The organism is uncultured Pseudoteredinibacter sp., assembly GCF_947502065.1.
GTDB lineage: Bacteria > Pseudomonadota > Gammaproteobacteria > Pseudomonadales > Cellvibrionaceae > Pseudoteredinibacter.
The window spans coordinates 911,099-930,643 of record NZ_CANMYE010000001.1; the positions used below are offsets into that span (position 1 = coordinate 911,099).

Here is a 19,545-nt window from a genome sequence, read left to right on the forward strand (position 1 = left end):
CGTCCTATGGGCCTGGCGGCTGTTTAATACTCATGCTAATCTTGTGTTTTGCTGTATTTCTCACAAGGCGTTCCAAAGTATTGATCTTGGAAAAGTTAATGGGGCCTAGTCAGCATGGACAGTAACATTCTAGAGCGTCGTCTAAAGTTCTACTACATCACCGTAGTGCTCAGTGTTTTTTCAGCTTGTGTTAGCTTTGCTTACAATGCTTGGCGCCTTGAGATTAGCGAAGACAACAGTACAACGCGAACGGCTGCCTTCCAGGTATTGCTTAAACTTTCCGAGTTGGAGCAGGGCATGTACAGCCTGCACTACGACCGACAAGAAAGCTGGACTCCCAGAAATGGGTGGGTTGCTGTGGTTTTAGTGAAAGATCTCAGCATGTTGATCGGTGAAGACGCAAAGCGAGAGGCTGATGCGCTTCATCAGGCTTGGTCTGATCAATGGGGGCGGCTGGATCAGGATGAGGCTGCCATTAAGCTTATGGTGAACAAAATTGATAAACTTCGTCAGGCGATTACCCTGCGTTTGGCACGTTTAGAATAAGTGTGACATGTCACACACTACAGCTGATCCAATTTGTATTTCTGTCAATTCAATCTATAGACATAGCTTCGGGTTTTAAATTACCCCGATTAACTCATGGTGGCGTAGCTCCGCGTTTACAGGAAATACGCTTGAAGTCATAAGTAATAGATAGAATCGCAGCTAAAGGATGTGTAGCTGTCTAAATTCTATGGTTGTTGTTATGTATGAGTTTGATTTAGCAAATTGGGACGATACCCACACTTTGGCGGCTTCTAATAAGCAAAAGCACAAATTGTTGTTGTTTATTTGCGGCATGCTGAGCAGCATTTACATAGTGATGACCTATGTGAATGTGATCAATGAGCGACTGCTTTTGGCGGTATTGGACGGAGCCTTTGTTTGCTCTTTGATTGCAGCATCGCTTTGGATGTACTTCAAAAATGCTACTTTGCCAGCGGTGATTGTATTTCTTGTACTGTCTTTGTTGGTTGTTTCTGCGACCACCCCGATTGCCTTTTTAGGAGTGACGGGCACGTTTTGGTGTTATCCAATTCTGGTTAGTTCCGCATTTGTGCTGCCTGTTTGGGTTGGCTTAGCGGTGAACGCTGGGGTAATTATCTTATGCGGAGCCTTTGGCTATCAAACCATTGAACTGGGGCAGTGGTTTCGTATCGAAGCTTCGTTAATTGCTGCGGCTACTTTGGCGCATGTATTTGCTTATAAAATCCGTAAAATGCAGGAGCTGTTACGAGTACACTCGACAACAGACCCACTTACCGGTGCCTATAATCGCCGCCAGTTGGAAACTATTTTGCAAGACAGTATTACCTTTGCAAAGGAATTCGATCGCCCTTGTGTTTTAGCCATTTTCGATTTAGACAACTTCAAACGTATTAATGATGAGCTAGGTCATAATGCTGGTGATGATGCCATTGTCAATCTTGTTGACTTACTTAAAAGTAATTGCCGGGCTACGGATCTAGTGTTTCGTCATGGTGGCGATGAAATCTTGCTGCTTTTACGTGATATAAAAATGGAAAATGCACAGACATTGCTTGATAAAATCTGTCGCAATATTGAACGCAGTCAGAGGATACCCACCAGTAGCAGTATTGGTGCGAGTGCGATCACTGGAGAAACCGCAAGAGATTGGCTCGCCGCCGCCGATAAGGCGCTGTATCAAGCTAAGGAAAATGGAAAAAATCAGCTGGTAATACACGCTGATTGTGGAGAAAAATTGAAGTTTTCCTAAGCCCGAAACTCTAGTCAGGAAATCAAATCATATAGGCTACTGAATACAAAAAGGAGCCTATATGAACCACTATACCCAGCCATTACCCCTTAAATTGGCAAAGTCTTCCCTTATTATTTTCGCCTGCAGTGTCTTTGTAGCGGCATGTAGCAGTACTCCGGAAAAAGAAGGCTTTAATGAAAACTTTGTTACTCAAATAAGCGACGACGGATCGAAACGTTTTCAATATACCTTGCACAAAGAAATCCCTGACGGCGGCCGCAAACGAGGAGGTCGAATGAACGGTGGTGGTATGAAAGGGGGTGGAATGATGGGGGCCGGCGGAGGTCAAGGCGGCGGTAAAAATCGTAGCGATATGATCGCCAAAATGCAGCAAAAAGTAAAAGCACAGGCGCAGGGCTCTTTAGAAGAGAAGCTGGCTGAAGTGGAATTTTGCCGTGAAGATTACATGGTATTGCATGAAGCTTTTACGATGGGGCGTTTTCAATTGCAGGGCGAATGTAGGGATACCGCTAATGAGGAAGATCGACAGCGCTTTCCTAATTCTTCGAGCGAATCCATCAGCAGTGGCCCCTACAGTATGCCAAAAAGCTTACCCTAAACTCGCGGTAATATATTCGCTTAAACGCTGGGCGGCTTCGCTTTGCTCGCTCGGCTGTTTAACTAAACTAATACCAATTTTGCCAAGCTTGGGTAGCCGGGTAGAGTTATTGATGACTTTTAAACCTTCAGGAACACTACTTTTCGCAAGCACAGTGACCCCAAGACCTTCTTCAATGGCCGCTTGAATACCCGATAGGCTTGGGTTGGTGTAACTGATTTTCCACGGTAAGCCAGCTTCGGCAAGCATGGTATTGGCACGGTTGCGGTAAATACAGCCTTCCGGTGCGACGATTAACGGCAGCACCGAGCGCATATGGCAGTCATGGCTATGGCTGCTTACCCATACCAGCTCGTCTTCTTTGATTAACTCTGTACCTGCTTTATCAGGATCGTCATGCAGTACCAAAACTAGATCGTATTGTTTTTGAGCGCTGGCATTCATTAGGTTGCGACTAAGATCGCTAATAACCTCCAAGTTGACGTTAGGGTAGGTATTGGCAAAACGACTGAGAATTTTAGGCAGAAGAGTCGTCGCAAATTCACTCGGTATGCCTAATTTTAACTGGCCGCTAACGCTGGTTGCATTAAAGCTCGCCACGGCCTCATCATTAAGCGCTAATATACGCTTGGCGTAGTAGAACAACTGTTCACCGGTTTTGGTCAGCTCAATGTTCTGTCCGTTTCTTGAGATAAGCTTTTGATTTAAAAGCTCTTCCAACCTCTTGATTTGTAAGCTTATAGCGGGTTGAGAGCGTCCAAGTAAATCACCGGCTTGGGTAAAACTACCCAGCTCCACAATCGTTACAAACGCTCTTAATACTTCGATCGGAAGGTTTTTCATCACTCTTCTCCTACTTGCCCACGGGAAAGATCACGACCTTCCATTTGGGATCTGTCATTAGTAATTGTTATGAAGACATTATAACTATTAATTTAACAAATCGTTAAGCCCTGATTAGTATCCAATCAAACTCCTGTCCGAACCACGAATTGAGGGAAAGCGATGTTTGATTATAACGATAAAATTGCCAATTTTGATCAAGAACTTTGGGCGGCTTTAGAAGCTGAAGATCGCCGACAAGAAGAACACATTGAATTGATTGCTTCTGAGAACTATACCAGCACGCGTGTGATGGAAGCTCAAGGGGCACAATTGACCAACAAATACGCAGAGGGCTATCCGGGTAAGCGCTACTACGGCGGTTGTGAGCATGCCGATGTGGTAGAGCAGTTGGCTATTGATCGAGCCAAAGAACTGTTCTCAGCTGATTATGCTAATGTCCAGCCGCACTCAGGTTCGCAAGCAAACGCAGCCGTTTACATGGCCTTGCTTCAGCCAGGTGATACTATTCTTGGTTTGTCTTTAGATCATGGTGGTCATTTAACTCACGGTGCCAAGCCAAATTTCTCTGGAAAGATTTACAACGCTGTTCAGTATGGACTGAACCCAGAAACTGGTGAAGTGGATTATGATCAAGTAGAAGCTTTAGCCCTTGAACATAAACCTAAAATGATCGTTGCGGGCTTTTCAGCTTATTCATTGGTTATGGATTGGCAACGCTTTAGAGATATCGCCGACAAGGTAGGGGCCTACCTATTTGTTGATATGGCGCATGTCGCCGGTTTAATTGCGGCGGGTCTTTATCCTAACCCTGTGCCGGTGGCCGATGTGGTTACCACTACTACCCACAAAACCTTACGTGGCCCACGCGGCGGCTTGATTGTCGCGCGCTCTAACCCGGAGATTGAAAAGAAACTTAACTCGATGATTTTCCCTGGCATTCAGGGTGGCCCGTTAATGCATATTATTGCGGCCAAAGCCGTGGCTTTTAAAGAAGCTCTAGCCCCTGAGTTCAAGGATTATCAACAGCAAGTTGTTAACAATGCTAAAGCTATGGCTAAGGCATTCCAGCTGCGTGGTTATAAAGTCGTTTCGAACGGCACTGAAAACCATTTATTCTTGTTGGACTTAATTGACAAGGGGATTACCGGTAAAGCCGCTGATGCGGCTTTGAGCGAAGCCAATATTACCGTTAACAAAAACACTGTACCAAACGATCCGCAATCACCGTTTGTTACCAGTGGTGTTCGTCTCGGCACTCCTGCGGTAACCAGTCGCGGCTTCAAAGAAGAGCAAGTTTCCGAATTGGCTAACTGGATGTGCGATGTTCTCGATGATATTGATAATCGTGAAGTCATTGAGTTGGTGAAAGAAAAAGTGCTTCAGCTTTGTGCACAATTCCCAGTTTACGTTAACAAGTAAATCTGGATTGGGTGATTAACATGGCGATCAGTATTTTTGATCTGTTTAAAATCGGAATAGGTCCCTCAAGTTCTCATACTGTTGGGCCTATGAAAGCTGCGCAACAATTTGTTGAGCAGCTTAAATCTGATGGGCGCCTTTCTCAGGTGGCGAGAGTTAAGTCAGAGATGTTTGGCTCATTGGGGGCTACGGGTGTTGGACACGGAACCCCTAAAGCGGTCTTGCTGGGTCTTGAAGGTGAACTGCCAGAAAGTGTTGTAGTGGCAGATATTGGCGCTAGGGTAGCGGGCATTCGTGAACAAGGTCAGATTAATTTGGCGGCTTGTCATAAAGTCGTTTACCAAGACGAGACTGATCTGATTCTAAATCGCCGTAAAGAGCTTCCATTTCACTCTAATGGTATGCAGTTTAGTGCCTATGCCGAAGATGGATCTTTAATAGAAGAACGCTGCTTTTACTCAGTCGGTGGTGGCTTTGTTGTCGGCGAGGATGAGGCTGGCAATGATGCCATTATCGAAGATTCTCGTGAGCTGGCATTACCGTTTTCTACGGGTGCCGAACTACTGGCGATTTGCCAGCAAAAGAATCTTCGGATTTCTGACGTAATGTGGGCTAATGAAGAAGCTTGGCGGCCAACATTCGAAACGCGCAATTACCTTCATAATATTTGGCGTACCATGCAGGAGTGCATTGATAACGGCATAGCCGCTGAAGGCATTTTGCCTGGTGGGCTGAAGGTAAGTCGAAGAGCAGGGCAGTTATATCAGCAATTATTGCAGCGACCAGAAGCTTCTCTCTCAGACCCGCTTACCGTATTAGATTGGGTAAGCCTCTATGCATTGGCAGTGAATGAAGAAAATGCTGCTGGCGGAAGAATTGTAACCGCACCAACTAATGGTGCGGCCGGCATTGTTCCTGCAGTGCTTAACTATTATCGACAGTTTGTGCCAGGTGCCAATGACGATGGTGTAGAGCGATTTTTATTGACCGCAGCTGCGGTGGGCATTCTATATAAAAAGAATGCTTCGATTAGTGGCGCGGAAGTTGGTTGCCAAGGTGAAGTGGGCTCTGCTTGTTCCATGGCGGCCGCGGGTTTGGCTGAGGTGTTAGGCGCGACTCCGGAGCAGGTAGAAAATGCGGCGGAAATCGCAATGGAGCATAACCTTGGTCTGACTTGTGATCCTATTGGTGGCTTGGTCCAGGTTCCCTGTATTGAGCGTAATGCGATGGCCTCAGTAAAAGCGATTCATGCCGCGAGGATGGCTATCCGCGGCGACGGATCTCATTTTGTATCACTTGATAAGGTGATCAAAACCATGCGTGATACCGGCCGCGACATGCAGGCTAAGTACAAAGAGACAGCACGCGGAGGTTTAGCCATCAATGTGGTTGAAGTCCCCGTTAACATTGTTGAGTGTTAATAAAAGCTTGAAGCAATAATAACGAATATTTTACGAGTATCGAAATATGACAGAAGAATTGAAAACTCCACTTTACGACTTGCATGTCGAGCTCGGCGCGAAGATGGTGCCATTTGCGGGTTATAGCATGCCGGTTCAATATCCGCTTGGAATTAAAGGCGAACATTTGCATTGTCGTGATCAGGTTGGGCTATTTGATGTTTCTCATATGGGGCAACTGATTATTCGCGGAGCGAATGTAGCTTCAGCCCTTGAGAAACTGATTCCTGTTGATCTTGAGGCGCTTAAGCCAAATCAGCAAACTTATGCGGTACTGACCAGTGAGTCTGGAGGTATTCTTGATGATCTCATTATTTGTAAATGGGATGAAGAGACATTTTTCTTAGTTGTAAACGCCGCCTGTAAAGAACAAGATATTGCTCATCTTCAATCGCACTTAAAGGGTTTCGAATTTGAAATTCTTGAAGATCAGGCCTTATTGGCAGTGCAGGGGCTTAAGGCTGCAGCCCTTATGCAGGAGTTAGCACCGCAAGCTTGCGAGCTGACTTTTATGAACGGCTGCCATAGCGAAATTGACGGCATGCCGATATATATCACTCGCTCTGGGTATACCGGTGAAGATGGGTTTGAGATCTCTGTGGCCAATGGGCAGGCTGAAAAACTAGCGCGCTTATTATTAAGCTACCAACAAGTGGAAGCTATTGGCTTAGGGGCTAGAGATTCACTTCGCCTAGAGGCTGGTCTGTGTCTTTACGGACATGATATGAACACCGAAACAAGCCCAATCGAAGCCTCCTTGATTTGGAGTATTAGCAAGAATCGCAGGTCCGGTGGAGATAAAGAAGCTGGATTTTTAGGTTCGGCAAGAATTTTGAATGACATCGCCGAAGGCGTTTCACGTAAACGTGTTGGCTTTTTAGTCGAGGGTAGAGTTCCAGTGCGCGAGGGCGCAGGGATATTTGATGCTGAGGGTAACCAGGTTGGTGAAGTTACCAGTGGCGGCTTTGGTCCTAGTATAAATGCCCCCTTAGCAATGGGCTATGTCCCAGCATCGCTGGCCAAAACTGATACAAAGTTGATTGCGCGAGTACGCAATAAAGACATTCCGATAACGGTAGCTAAAACACCTTTCGTGCCACAACGTTATTTCCGTGGTTAATCTTAAGTCGATTGAATTAAACAATAAATAATGGTGAATATGATGAGTGAAATGAAGTTTACAAAAGACCATGAGTGGTTATTGATTAATGGTTCCCAAGCGACAGTTGGAATTACTGAATTTGCCCAAGAGCAACTGGGAGATGTGGTATTTGTCGAGCTTCCTGAAGTGGGCAGTGAATATGATCAGGGCGACGAGGTGGCTGTGATTGAATCTGTGAAAGCCGCTGGTGAAATTGTTGCTCCATTAGCTGGAACTGTTGTTGATGTGAATGAAGAGCTTGCTGATAACCCGGAGTTGGTTAACGAATCACCGCTGCAAGATGGTTGGTTTGTGAAAATTCAATTGAAAGATGGCGCGGATCTTAGCGAACTGATGACTGAAGAACAGTATAAAGAATTTACCGCCGATTAAGTTAATTTGTGAATCAGAAAAACTCTGGCTCTAGGTATTATCTTAGAGTCAGAAGTATAGATTTATATTTGTTTCCTGCTGAATATTGAGCTGGGTGGACATACCGTGCCCAAGCTTAGTACTTGGAGCTGTGTATGTTACAACCTAAAAAGACCATTAAAGAGCTTGAAAACTCAAGCGAATTCATCGCTCGCCATATTGGAGTTAGCCACCAAGATAGAGATAAAATGTTGGCCTATCTTGGTTACGATTCTATGGCTAGCTTTATCTCGGCTGTAGTCCCTGAAAACATTCGATCTAATGGATTACCGGGGCTTGCCTCTGCGTGTAGCGAATCAGCGGCCCTGGAAGAATTGAAATCGACAGCCGAGAAAAATCAAAGTTTTCGTTCCTTGATAGGCCAGGGTTATTACGATAGTCGACTACCTACCGTTATCCTACGAAATCTATTAGAAAATCCAGCTTGGTATACAGCTTATACGCCTTATCAGCCAGAAATCTCTCAGGGTAGATTAGAAGCGCTGTTCAATTTTCAAACCTTGATCACTGAATTGACAGGGATGGAAATCGCCAATGCTTCCATGCTAGATGAAGCGACTGCGGCAGCAGAGGCGATGACTCTGTGTCAACGTATGTCAAAATCAAAATCTCGACGTTTCTTGGTAGACCCGCAGTGCTTGCCTCAAACCATCGATATTCTAGCAACAAGAGCCGAGCCACTTGGTATTGAGTTGCTCATTGCTGATCCACTACAAGCCGAATCCCAAGACGATGTTTTCGGGGTCTTGCTGCAATATCCTGCGGCTGATGGTGAACTGAGAGATTACTCTACACTTATTGAAGCTATCCATAGCAATAAAGGTCTTGTCGCTTTTGCAGCAGATCCTTTAAGTTTATTGTTACTAAAATCTCCAGGTGAGTTGGGTGCGGACGTGGTTATTGGTTCTGCACAGCGTTTTGGCGTGCCGCTTGGCTTTGGTGGGCCGCACGCGGCGTATATGGCCACTAGAGCATCTTTTAAGCGTTCTTTACCAGGACGTCTAGTCGGTAATTCTGTAGACAGCAATGGTGAGCCAGCTTATCGTTTGGCGCTGCAAACGCGTGAGCAGCATATCCGCCGCGAAAAGGCGACCTCGAATATTTGTACTGCACAGGTACTGTTAGCCGTTATTGCCAGTATGTATGCGGTATATCATGGCCCTGCAGGCCTCCGTAAAATAGCAGAACGCGTACATAGCTTGTGCAGTGTTTTCGCACAAGGGCTTCGTCAGCTTGGGTTTGAAGTAAAAAACAAATCTTGGTTTGACACGCTTACCATTCATAGCGGGGCACAGACCGAAGCGATTGTTAATCGTGCTCGTGATGCGGGCATCAATTTACGATTAGTTGATGACTCGCAGCTAGGCCTTTCATTTGATGAACTGAGTTCACGATCTGAAGTCAGCAAGCTCTGGGAGATATTCAAGCCGGAGGGCGAATTAAGCTTTGATGAAATTGAGGCTCAGACAGCTTATATTATTCCAGGCAATCTTCTGCGCAATGATAAATTGCTAAGCCAAGAGGCTTTCAATCAATATCATAGCGAAACGCAGATGCTACGTTATCTACGCGAGCTTTCAGATCGTGATATCGCCCTAGACAGAGCCATGATCCCGCTGGGCTCCTGTACCATGAAGTTAAATGCCAGCAGCGAAATGCTCCCCATTAGCTGGCCAGAGTTTGCCAATGTGCACCCCTTTGTTCCCTTGGATCAGGCTGAAGGCTATTTGCAAATGATCGGCGAGCTTGAGGATATGTTGTGCGAGATTACCGGCTATGATGCCGTTTCTCTGCAGCCGAACTCAGGTGCCCAAGGTGAATATGCTGGCTTGTTAGCGGTGCGTGCCTATCATGAAAGCCGTGGGGAAGGGCAGCGTGACATATGCTTAATCCCAAGTTCTGCACATGGAACCAATCCAGCTTCTGCACAGATGTGCGGCATGAAAGTAGTTGTTGTGAAATGTGATGAGCAGGGCAATATTGATGTCGCCGATTTGCGAGAAAAGGCCGAGCGTCACAGTCAAGATCTTGCCGCCATTATGGTGACGTACCCGTCGACCCACGGTGTGTTCGAAGAAAGTATTGTCGAAGTGGCCCAGATCGTTCATCAACATGGTGGCCAAGTTTATGTTGATGGTGCCAACCTAAATGCGATGGTAGGGCTGTGCCAACCAGGTAAATTTGGCGGAGACGTATCCCATTTAAACCTCCATAAAACTTTCTGTATCCCACATGGCGGCGGTGGCCCTGGTGTTGGCCCTATTGGGGTCAAGGAGCATCTGGAGCCCTTCCTGCCTGGCCATCGTGTGCTGTCTGCTAGCTCAAAAGGCGCGGCAGTGTCAGCCGCTCCATGGGGCAGTGCGAGTATTCTACCGATTACTTGGATGTACATCCGTATGATGGGCGCCAGTGGATTACAACAGGCTACAGAAGCTGCGATTTTGAACGCGAACTATCTAAGTAAACGATTAAGCGAACACTACCCGATCTTGTACACCGGCCGAAATGGTTTGGTGGCACATGAATGTATCGTTGATCTTAGACCGATCAAAGACAGCTCAGGAATCAGTGTTGATGATGTTGCTAAACGTTTAATTGACTATGGATTCCACGCTCCGACGATGTCTTTCCCGGTAGCGGGAACGCTAATGATCGAACCGACAGAAAGTGAATCTTTGTGGGAAATCGACCGCTTTTGTGATGCGATGATTAAAATCCGTGAGGAGATTCATGCGGTAGAAGATGGTGTGTACAGTTTAGACGACAACCCTCTGGTAAATGCTCCGCACACAGCTGAATCCATGCTGCGAAATGATTGGTTGCATAGCTATTCTCAAAGTTTGGCAGCCTATCCAGTAGATTCACTACTGCGCCAGAAATATTGGCCACCTGTTGGCCGGGTGGATAATGTTTATGGTGATAAGCACTTGGTTTGCTCTTGCCCGCCAATGAGCGACTACGAATAAGATCTTTTCAGTTGCAAAAGCCATGGTGTTTTCACCATGGCTTTTTTGAGGTTAAAGATAATGACATCTGAATCTGTTTTGCCCGTTAAGCGAAGTGAGCGGCATAAAGCTGGTGATAAACATCGTGATGCAGCGAAGTTAGAGCGTATCCCCGTTAAAGTTATTCCCACAACGGATATTCCACGCAAGCCCGCATGGTTGCGAAGCAAATTGCCGGTATCAGCAGAGGTTTCCCGAATTAAAAAACTGCTGCGCAAAAGTAGTTTGTCGAGTGTGTGTGAAGAAGCCTCTTGCCCAAATTTAGGTGAGTGCTTTTCAAAAGGTACGGCAACTTTCATGATTATGGGGGAAATATGCACACGCCGATGCCCTTTTTGCGATGTTGGGCATGGTAAGCCCAAGCCCTTAGATACTAATGAACCCAAGCAATTGGCTGCCGCAGTAGCGCAATTGAATCTTCGTTATGTGGTCATCACGTCAGTAGATCGTGATGATTTACGAGATGGTGGCGCAGAGCACTTTAAGTTGTGTATCGAGGAAATCCGTGCGGCGGTGCCTGGAATTCAAGTGGAGATTCTTACGCCTGATTTTCGTGGTCGTATGGAAGTTGCCTTGGAAAGGCTATTGTTATCACCACCAGATGTCTTTAATCATAATCTTGAAACAGTGCCTCGTTTGTATCGACAGTCTAGGCCGGGTGCAAATTACCAATGGTCTCTCGATCTATTAAAGCGTTTTAAAATGGCCAAGCCTGATGTCTTGACTAAATCGGGTTTAATGGTTGGTTTGGGCGAAGAAAAGCAAGAAATATTTCGTGTAATGCAAGATATGAGAGCCCATGAGGTGGATATGCTGACAATTGGCCAATATATGCAACCAAGCCGTGATCATCTTCCCGTGCAACGCTTTGTACACCCAGATGAGTTTTCGGAGTATCGTGACTACGGCATGAAGATTGGTTTCAAACATGTCGCTTCTGGACCTTTGGTACGATCTTCCTACCATGCTGATTTGCAAGCAGGGTCTACTTTTGAAAGTAAAGATCGTTAAATCAAGAGATTTACTATTCTTATCGAGCGACTGCCGAGGCAGCGCTCCTTCGGCTTAGACCTTTTTGTCATTAAGACATAAAGCCAAGTGCGAATCTTGAGTTTTGGAATAATTTTATGCGCTTATAAAGCGCAATATTTTACTCATATACCGGCTATTAATGCAGTTTTCTTGTTCCTTCATTGCTGTTTATCACGAAAGTCTCACGGCCTAGTCCCTTTGGCTTAACGCATTTAAAAAGTAAATGTGTCCATATTGATTATTAATTTCTACGCCAAAACTTTCTGCGCTAGGATCAAGCTTCCTCCGAATGACTGCGCATTGAGTTTATCAATTGCAGAATAATTAATAACGAAGCGATGATGAGGAATTATCGATGGAAATACTGAATAATATCGTTAGCACGATTAATGGAGTAGTTTGGGGGCCCTATATGTTGGCGCTCCTGCTCGGGACGGGCATCTTTCTAACCGTGGGCTTAAACGTAATGCCCATACGCAAAATCCCCACTGGCTTTAGGTTGTTATGGGGTGGTCGCCGTAGTGATCGTTCAGACGCCGGTGAGCTCTCTCCATTTAATGCGCTTATGACCTCGCTATCAGCCACGGTAGGCACCGGTAACATTGCTGGTGTTGCTACAGCGGTTGTATTGGGTGGCCCTGGTGCACTGTTCTGGATGTGGATTACAGCCTTGGTGGGTATGGCTACCAAATACTCTGAGGCCGTTTTAGCTGTTAAATATCGTGAAGTGGACGACGAGGGCAATCACTCGGGCGGCCCTATGTACTATATCCGTAATGGTCTTGGTGAGAAATGGACTTGGTTGGCTGGTACATTCGCTTTCTTTGGTGCTTTTGCCGCCTTTGGTATTGGTAATACTGTACAAAGTAACTCTGTGGCTGATGGCCTTAATAGTGCCTTTGGTATCCCCAATTGGATTTCTGGCTTGGTTCTTTTCGTACTTGTAGGCGCAGTTGTCCTAGGTGGTGTTAAGCGAGTTGGTGAAGTAGCCGGTAAGTTGGTTCCACTGATGGGCATTGGCTACTTTATCTGTGGTCTTATTGTATTGTTTGTTAATGCAGCTGAGATTCCAGCGGCTTTTGCCTTGATTGTAGACTCCGCATTTAATGGTCACGCCGCTACTGGTGGGTTCGCAGGCGCTGCAATGGTTGCTGCCATTCGTTTTGGTGTTGCACGAGGCGTGTTCTCTAACGAAGCCGGCCTTGGTAGTGCGGCAATAGCACACGCACATGCCAAAACCAAAGATCCTGTTAAGCAAGGCATGGTGGCTATGCTTGGTACCTTTATCGATACCATCATCGTTTGTACGGTAACTGGTTTAGCAATTGTTTCCACAGGCGTATGGCAAACCGGTGTAAAAGGTGCACCACTTACTGCCGCTGCATTTGAGGCCAGCTTGCCGGGGGTAGGTGAGTATATGGTTGCCATCAGCTTGGCCATCTTTGCATTTACTACCATCTTGGGCTGGAGTGTTTATGGTGAGCGCTGTGTCGAATTCTTGTTTGGCAAGGGTGCTATTAAACCGTTCCGCTTCGTATGGGTATTGGTTGTGCCGGTAGGTACTGTGGTGGGCCTAGATTTTGTATGGCTCTTGGCAGACACCTTCAATGCTCTAATGGCATTACCCAACCTAATTGCTCTTCTATTACTAAGCCCCGTTGTATTTAAGCTGACACGCGAGTATTTCGATAAGAACAAAAATGACAGCAGTGCAGCAAATGAGGCTTAAGCCTCACCTTTAAACACACTACAAAAAAAGACAAGCGGATTGCCAGCTTTCGGGCTGGCAAGGGGCCTCATCGGCCTGAAAAAAGCCGCACTACAGGAATATCAGAGGTAAAACATGAAAACTACTCTAAGCAAAACAGTTCTAATGTCATCACTACTGTCAGCCGCATTCAGCAGTTCTGCTTTGGCGGATGATGCAAAGATGCAAGCTCTCGAAGCGCGCATCGCACAGTTGGAGTCTTTGTTAAAACAACAGGTCCAGGTTCAAAAAGCCCAAGGTGCAAAGCTGCAATCTGTGGTAGTGAATGTTGAAGATGTAGAGCAGATCGCTAAGGCTGCTAAAAAAGCAACAGTTGAGTACAAGCCCAAAGCATCAAATTATGGTTTAAATATCTATGGTAGCTTGCGACCACGCTTGACCTTACGTGATGAGGGCGATCGTAGCAGTACCGATATTACTGATGCGCTATCACGTATTGGCATCAAGGGCAGTAAGAAAATTTCATCGGGCTTAACGGCTTTCTACCGGGGTGAGTGGGACGTCGATATCGAAGCTAATGGTAACTTTGGTGATGCGCGATTGGCCTTTGTTGGCTTGGAGGGTGATTTTGGACGTGTGGCGATTGGTAAACAATGGAGCCCTCATTACAACTTGGTTGCTGAGCGTTCAGATATTTTCAATCATCGCTCTAGCCCATTTGGTTACGATACCGTAGCGCCCTTTAGAACGGCAGAGCTATTAAGCTACAGCTATAGCAAAGGTGGTTTCCGCCTAGACAGCGGCGTGCAGATTAATGGTGATCCGGCTATCGCTGGAAATACCGGCGATAGCTCTCGAGTATCGGGCCCAAGCCATGTGGATTCGGGTTCATTCGGCATGAGCTATGATTTTGGTAACGCTTATATCGGTGCATCGTTTTTACAGCAGCAAGGCGATAATGATTACGAACGCGATTTGCTGGGTATTGCCGGTAGCCTCAATGCCAGTGAAAACTTGTATTTAGCCTTTACCTATCAGGATATTTCTGTGTCTGAATCTGCTGCGCCAGAGTTGGATCAATACACCTTTGATCTGGTCGGCTCTTATGCACTAGGTGACGGTTACAAATTAAAAGCCGGTGTGTTTGTCTTTGATGATGATATCAACGGCGCTGACTCAGACAGCCACGACGGTTACAACATCACCTTTGAAAAACAGTTCAGTGATGTACGATTATTTGCTGAGTGGCTAACGCGTGACTTTGATTATAGAGAAGAACGTAACACTCTTAGCTTAGGCTTGCGTTACGATTTTGATCTGGCGCTGTAGACCCAACTCTTATACAGCATATTTATTAGTTTTTCAGTGTAGAGCAGCAGTATGGCCAAGTGATCTTCAATAGCTTGGCCCATTCCCCCGTAAGATATGGACTTGTAGTTTCAGTCCACTTCTCGCATGTGTAGCCCTTCCTGCGAGGGCTACCAACGCTTTCCCGGCTCTTCGTGGCCGGGCCTTTTTAAGCCTTATTCTGGGCAATCTCTTTTATAGTTGTGCGTAATTTATCATTTCGCTGTGCTGGCATTGTCATGGTGTCAGGGTGTTTGCTTGTCTAATCTCTTAGGCCATAAAACATAATAACGAGGAGATAAATGATGAAGGTAATAGAGACACCAGATGAGCCCCAATATTCAAAGGCGAGTCCTACAATAAAAACTGCAGTAGCTCCATTAAGTGCTGCCATCAGCTCTGCTGTGCTGATGGCGCTTATGCCGCTGGCAAATGCACAAGGCACCTTAGAGGAGGTTATTGTTACTGCCCAAAAGACCGAAGAGAGTTTGCAAGATACGCCAATAGCGGTCTCGGCCTTTACTTCGATGGCGATCGAAAACAAAGGTATCGATAATATTGCGCAGGTGGCTAATTTTGCCCCGAATCTGGTTTTTGATACCACATCTCCCGTGAGTGGCCTGTCTTCAGGAGCAGTCGTGTACATTCGAGGCATAGGCAACACTGACTTTAGTTTAACCACTGACCCTGGAGTAGGGACTTATGTGGATGGCGTTTATATGTCGCGTTCGGCCGGTGGGGTGCTCGATGTATTGGATGTAGAGCGTATTGAAGTTTTACGCGGGCCACAGGGGACGTTATTTGGACGCAATACCATTGGTGGTGCAATAAATATCACTTCCCGAAAGCCGGCCGATGAGTTTCAGGGGAAACTAGATCTTACATTAGGTAATGATAGTCGTCAGGATGTAAAGGCGGCCTTTGATATACCAATGGGGGATTCAATACGCAGCGCTTGGGCCTTATCGAGTAAAAAACGCGATGGCTATGTTCAGCGAGTGACCGTTGGTGATGAGTTAGGTGATGAAGAAAAGTTGTCTTTTAGAGGCAATATTATCTATGAGCTTAACGATCAGTGGGACTTCGCTTTAAACTTAGATTACACCGACATTAATGAATCGAGCGCGGCATCTTCGCTATTGGGGTTTACAGCAGGAGCGGGTGTCATTGGTTATAGCTTGGCAAACTTTTCTGACATCCCATCGGGTATAGCCGATCTATCACAATACATTCCGCGGCGGGCAGAAGATATTACATATGCGACTGGAAAATCAGGCACCAAGCTTGAAATACAGGGCGCTGCTTTTATTGCGAATTATCATGCCGAGAACTTTGATCTGAAATATACCTTTGCCGGTCGGGAGACAGAGGGCGAATTCAATCGCGATCCTGATAATTCGCCCCACGCCATTACCGAAACTCGAAACCCTGATTATCAACATGAGCAGACTAGCCATGAGTTTCAAATTAGCGGTAGTCTGCTAGACGAAAAAATAAAGTATGTTGGTGGTCTGTACTATTTTGAAGAGCAGGGCACAGACAATGTGTTTGTTGATGTCTTTCTACCGACTCCTGATTTAAGTGCCGGTTTCCCCGCAACAATCAATAATTATGCGGATGTCGATAATACTTCTGAGGCTGCTTATCTTCAGCTGAGTTGGCAGCTCAATGAGGTTTTCAGTATCACAACGGGCCTTCGACATACTCGAGACGAAAAATTCTTTCGTTATACTCAATATATAGGCGCGGATGATCAGGGTAATGGCTATCCATTTTTTCCAGGCGCGGTTAACGAGGATGGAGTCTTTGCGCCAGGATTAGCCCCATTGGTAGCTAATGGAAGCGGACAGGCCAGTGATGCCTTTGAGCAAAGCAATTATAAGTTGGGTATGGATGCGACCTTAGAAGACGGAACATTACTTTATTATAGTTTTTCACAAGGCTTCAAAAGCGGTGGTTTTGTACTGCGTTATGTAGAGGCTGTTGATGAGGTGCGAACCTTCGAGCCTGAAACGCTCGATAGCCATGAAATAGGTATCAAATGGCAGGGTTGGGATGATCGACTAAGGGTAAATGCTGCGGCTTACTGGTCCGATTATGAAGATGTGCAAGTCACTTTTTTCGACAGTCTAGGTGGGCCCGTTACCGCTAACGCGGGGGTTGTGGGCATTAAAGGTCTAGAGTTTGAAGTGACCGCTATTTTGTATGAAAACCTGCAAATGGACATGGCCTATGGCTACACCGATGCTAGCTATGATCAGATCAATCCAATAGAGGGATTGTCTCTCACAATCGATGAAAATGCCAAGCTGGTTAACACTCCCGAGCACTCCTTCAATCTCGGTTTTGAATACCTTATACCGCTTGAAAGCAATGAGTTAGCGTTTCGAATTGACTACCGTTACACCGATGAAATTCACAATGACTCTCAGAATTCACGCTTTCTATTCGAACAGGCCTATGAGCTTTGGAATGCCTCTTTACGCTATAGCCTTGGGGATGAAATAGACCTGGTGCTGTTTGCTAAAAACCTAAAGGACGAACGTTATATCGAAAGCGGAGACTCTAACTTTGGTTTGGGGTTTCACGAAGGGAACTTCAACCGCCCAAGAGAATACGGTTTAACACTGCGCTATAGATTTTAAGAATAGATTCAATTAAGGCCCCGAATTGGAGTAGATTATGACACATGTATTTAAAGCAGCTGCGGTACAAGCTGCACCAGAGTTTATGAATATTGAGGCTGGGGTAGATAAGGCCATTGCGTTAATCGAACAGGCTGCCAGCCAAGGTGCTGCTATTGTGGCTTTTCCAGAGTGTTGGTTGCCAGGGTATCCGTGGTGGCTTTGGCTGTCAGCAACCGCTCATAATATGAAGTATTTTCAGAGCTACCATGAGAATTGTATTGAGCTAGGTGATCGACACTGTCAGCGTTTATGTGATGCGGCACGTGATAACAAAATAATGGTATCGATGGGCTTTAGTGAGCGAGATCACGGCTCCCTATATATTGCACAAATGTTGATATCCGATGATGGTGATATCTTACAAGCCCGCAGAAAGCTAAAGCCAACTCATATGGAGCGTACCGTCTTTGGCGAGGGCGATGGCAGCGATTTCGATGTTATTGATTGTGGTATCGCTAGAGTTGGCCAGCTTTGTTGTTGGGAGCATCTTCAGCCTTTAAGTAAGTATGCAATGTATAGCATGCATGAACAGCTGCATATTGCCGCATGGCCAAGCTTTAGCTGCTACCCACAGGCCTTCGCATTGGGTGCTGAGCTCAATAATGCCCTGTCTCAAGTCTATGCCGCAGAAGGGCAGTGCTATGTGCTAGCGCCCTGCGGTGTGATTTCCTCACAGATGATTGATATGCTGGTTGAAAATGATGAGCAGGCTGAGCTTATCTCTACAGGTGGCGGAGCCGCCCAAATTTTTGGGCCCGATGGTCGACCACTGTGTACGCCACTTTCAGATCATGAAGAAGGCTTGCTCGTGGCTGACATCGATCTATCTGCCATTACTATTGCAAAGAGCTTTGCCGATCCTGTCGGGCATTATTCCAGACCTGATGTTACAAGGCTGCTCTTAAATCGTCAGGCGATGACGGCTGTTGCTGATGCTGCGAATGAAACGGTGCAAGTCGAAGAGGTCGTGGTAGAAGAAGATAGCTGATGACGGGTTTCTTAAAGTAGATTACCGCTAGCGATAAATTTCAATATAACAATAAGTAAAATGCATCGAGGTCGTAATATGAAAAATAATATGCCGCCTAATTGGCAGCCGCCAGCACCAGCGTGGCAAGCCCAGTGGGCTGACCATCAGGATTTACGTGTGGCTTATTTTGCTATTCAAGCTGATCAGCCGGATTTGTTGGAGTCGTGGTGTAAAGTATGCCTTGAGTTGAATGACGATCCTCAATGCCCTAGGCCCCTGTTGTTGGAAAGGGGCCACTTTTTGGATTCCGTAGAGCAGAGCAATTTTTTAATTATCAGTTACTGGCGTGAGGATGACTACCAGCGTTGGTGGGCCGATGCTCATGTTTCCTGGTACGAAATGACACAGGCTAACAATATAGGCTTTTGGCGCGAAACCTTATGCCTGCCATTGGATAACTTTGAAACATTATTATCTAGCCCAGATGTGCACGGTATCGCGAGTTGTAGCAATAGTTTAGAAGGGCCGATCTTAGAACATGGATATCCTGGTGGAATGCGAGACAGAATTAAGTCTTGTACGATCAAAGATGTGAGTGGCAATATAAAACCTGTGGCTGTACAGCATAGTGAGCAATCGATCATACGTATTGCCGCCCCCGAGAACTTATGCATGATCCGTTCAGGGCAAGATTGGGGGCACTGTGATGATCAGCAAGCTCAAGACTACCTCGAAAATGTACACCCTGTATTGCAAACAGGCATGAATTATCTGCGCGATAATGGCCATGAATGTGAATGTTACAGTATGCGTTTAGTTAATGTGCTTGATGATTCTTGGCGGGAAACTAAGCAGACATTTGGGCTTGGTTTTGCAAAAGACATTTTTGTTTTTGAGAACTGGGCTAAAAGTCATCCTACACACCTAGACATTTTTGGAAAGTTTATGACCATGGCCCAAAGCTACGGCGAAAATCTTCAGTTACAACTTTGGCATGAGGTAGCCGTCTGCTCGGGCAGTACAGGGGAATTCGAGTATATACAATGCCATGCAAAAACTGGCATATTACCCTTCGCTCATTACGAGTAAATGGTATCTCATAATAATTCTGGGCTGG

General features: G+C 46.0%; 15 protein-coding genes. 14 read left to right on the forward strand and 1 reads right to left on the reverse strand.

Annotated elements, in window-relative coordinates; all coding sequences use genetic code 11:
• The first annotated feature begins 114 nt into the window (after window positions 1-114).
• The 3 genes from Q1A41_RS03915 to Q1A41_RS03925 all read left to right on the forward strand — a co-directional run bounded on the left by Q1A41_RS03915 (window position 115) and on the right by Q1A41_RS03925 (window position 2,381).
• Complete coding sequence (locus Q1A41_RS03915) at window positions 115-546, forward strand: hypothetical protein (RefSeq protein WP_299974961.1); 432 nt, start codon at window positions 115-117, stop codon at window positions 544-546.
• A 202-nt stretch (window positions 547-748) separates the two neighbouring features.
• A complete protein-coding gene (locus Q1A41_RS03920; protein WP_299974964.1) occupies window positions 749-1,780 on the forward strand; it encodes a GGDEF domain-containing protein in 1,032 nt (343 codons plus the stop codon).
• A 61-nt stretch (window positions 1,781-1,841) separates the two neighbouring features.
• Complete coding sequence (locus Q1A41_RS03925) at window positions 1,842-2,381, forward strand: hypothetical protein (RefSeq protein ID WP_299974966.1); 540 nt, start codon at window positions 1,842-1,844, stop codon at window positions 2,379-2,381.
• Here Q1A41_RS03925 and Q1A41_RS03930 read toward each other — a convergent pair.
• Window positions 2,373-3,224, reverse strand: coding sequence for a LysR substrate-binding domain-containing protein (locus Q1A41_RS03930; protein WP_299974969.1), 852 nt, complete (start codon window positions 3,222-3,224; stop codon window positions 2,373-2,375). The genes Q1A41_RS03925 and Q1A41_RS03930 overlap by 9 nt on opposite strands.
• Window positions 3,225-3,386: 162 nt before the next feature.
• On the opposite strand from Q1A41_RS03930, the gene glyA reads away from it, so the two are divergent.
• From glyA to Q1A41_RS03985, 11 genes are all read left to right on the forward strand, one after another.
• Window positions 3,387-4,646 (forward strand): serine hydroxymethyltransferase, encoded by a 1,260-nt coding sequence (gene glyA / locus Q1A41_RS03935; protein ID WP_299974972.1) that lies wholly within the window; start codon window positions 3,387-3,389, stop codon window positions 4,644-4,646.
• Between the two features lie 20 nt (window positions 4,647-4,666).
• Window positions 4,667-6,067 (forward strand): L-serine ammonia-lyase, encoded by a 1,401-nt coding sequence (locus Q1A41_RS03940; RefSeq protein WP_299974975.1) that lies wholly within the window; start codon window positions 4,667-4,669, stop codon window positions 6,065-6,067.
• 46 nt (window positions 6,068-6,113) lie between these two features.
• On the forward strand, window positions 6,114-7,226 hold the full coding sequence (gene gcvT / locus Q1A41_RS03945; protein WP_299974979.1) for a glycine cleavage system aminomethyltransferase GcvT: 1,113 nt from the start codon (window positions 6,114-6,116) through the stop codon (window positions 7,224-7,226).
• A 42-nt stretch (window positions 7,227-7,268) separates the two neighbouring features.
• Window positions 7,269-7,640: a glycine cleavage system protein GcvH gene (gcvH, locus tag Q1A41_RS03950; protein ID WP_363322334.1), complete on the forward strand. Its 372-nt coding sequence runs from the start codon at window positions 7,269-7,271 to the stop codon at window positions 7,638-7,640.
• A gap of 134 nt (window positions 7,641-7,774) precedes the next feature.
• Window positions 7,775-10,645, forward strand: coding sequence for an aminomethyl-transferring glycine dehydrogenase (gcvP, locus tag Q1A41_RS03955; RefSeq protein WP_299974985.1), 2,871 nt, complete (start codon window positions 7,775-7,777; stop codon window positions 10,643-10,645).
• Between the two features lie 60 nt (window positions 10,646-10,705).
• Entirely contained in the window at window positions 10,706-11,695 is a 990-nt protein-coding gene (gene lipA / locus Q1A41_RS03960; RefSeq protein ID WP_299974987.1) for a lipoyl synthase, read from the forward strand.
• A 376-nt stretch (window positions 11,696-12,071) separates the two neighbouring features.
• Window positions 12,072-13,445 carry a sodium:alanine symporter family protein gene (locus Q1A41_RS03965; protein WP_299974990.1) on the forward strand — a complete coding sequence of 458 codons (1,374 nt, stop codon included), beginning with the start codon at window positions 12,072-12,074 and terminating at the stop codon, window positions 13,443-13,445.
• Window positions 13,446-13,559: 114 nt separating this feature from the next.
• Window positions 13,560-14,753, forward strand: coding sequence for a porin (locus Q1A41_RS03970; RefSeq protein ID WP_299974992.1), 1,194 nt, complete (start codon window positions 13,560-13,562; stop codon window positions 14,751-14,753).
• 320 nt (window positions 14,754-15,073) lie between these two features.
• Window positions 15,074-17,416, forward strand: coding sequence for a TonB-dependent receptor (locus Q1A41_RS03975; protein ID WP_299974995.1), 2,343 nt, complete (start codon window positions 15,074-15,076; stop codon window positions 17,414-17,416).
• Between the two features lie 37 nt (window positions 17,417-17,453).
• Window positions 17,454-18,446: a carbon-nitrogen hydrolase family protein gene (locus Q1A41_RS03980; RefSeq protein WP_299974997.1), complete on the forward strand. Its 993-nt coding sequence runs from the start codon at window positions 17,454-17,456 to the stop codon at window positions 18,444-18,446.
• Window positions 18,447-18,524: 78 nt separating this feature from the next.
• On the forward strand, window positions 18,525-19,517 hold the full coding sequence (locus tag Q1A41_RS03985) for a phenylacetaldoxime dehydratase family protein (protein ID WP_299975000.1): 993 nt from the start codon (window positions 18,525-18,527) through the stop codon (window positions 19,515-19,517).
• The last annotated feature ends 28 nt before the right edge of the window (window positions 19,518-19,545 follow it).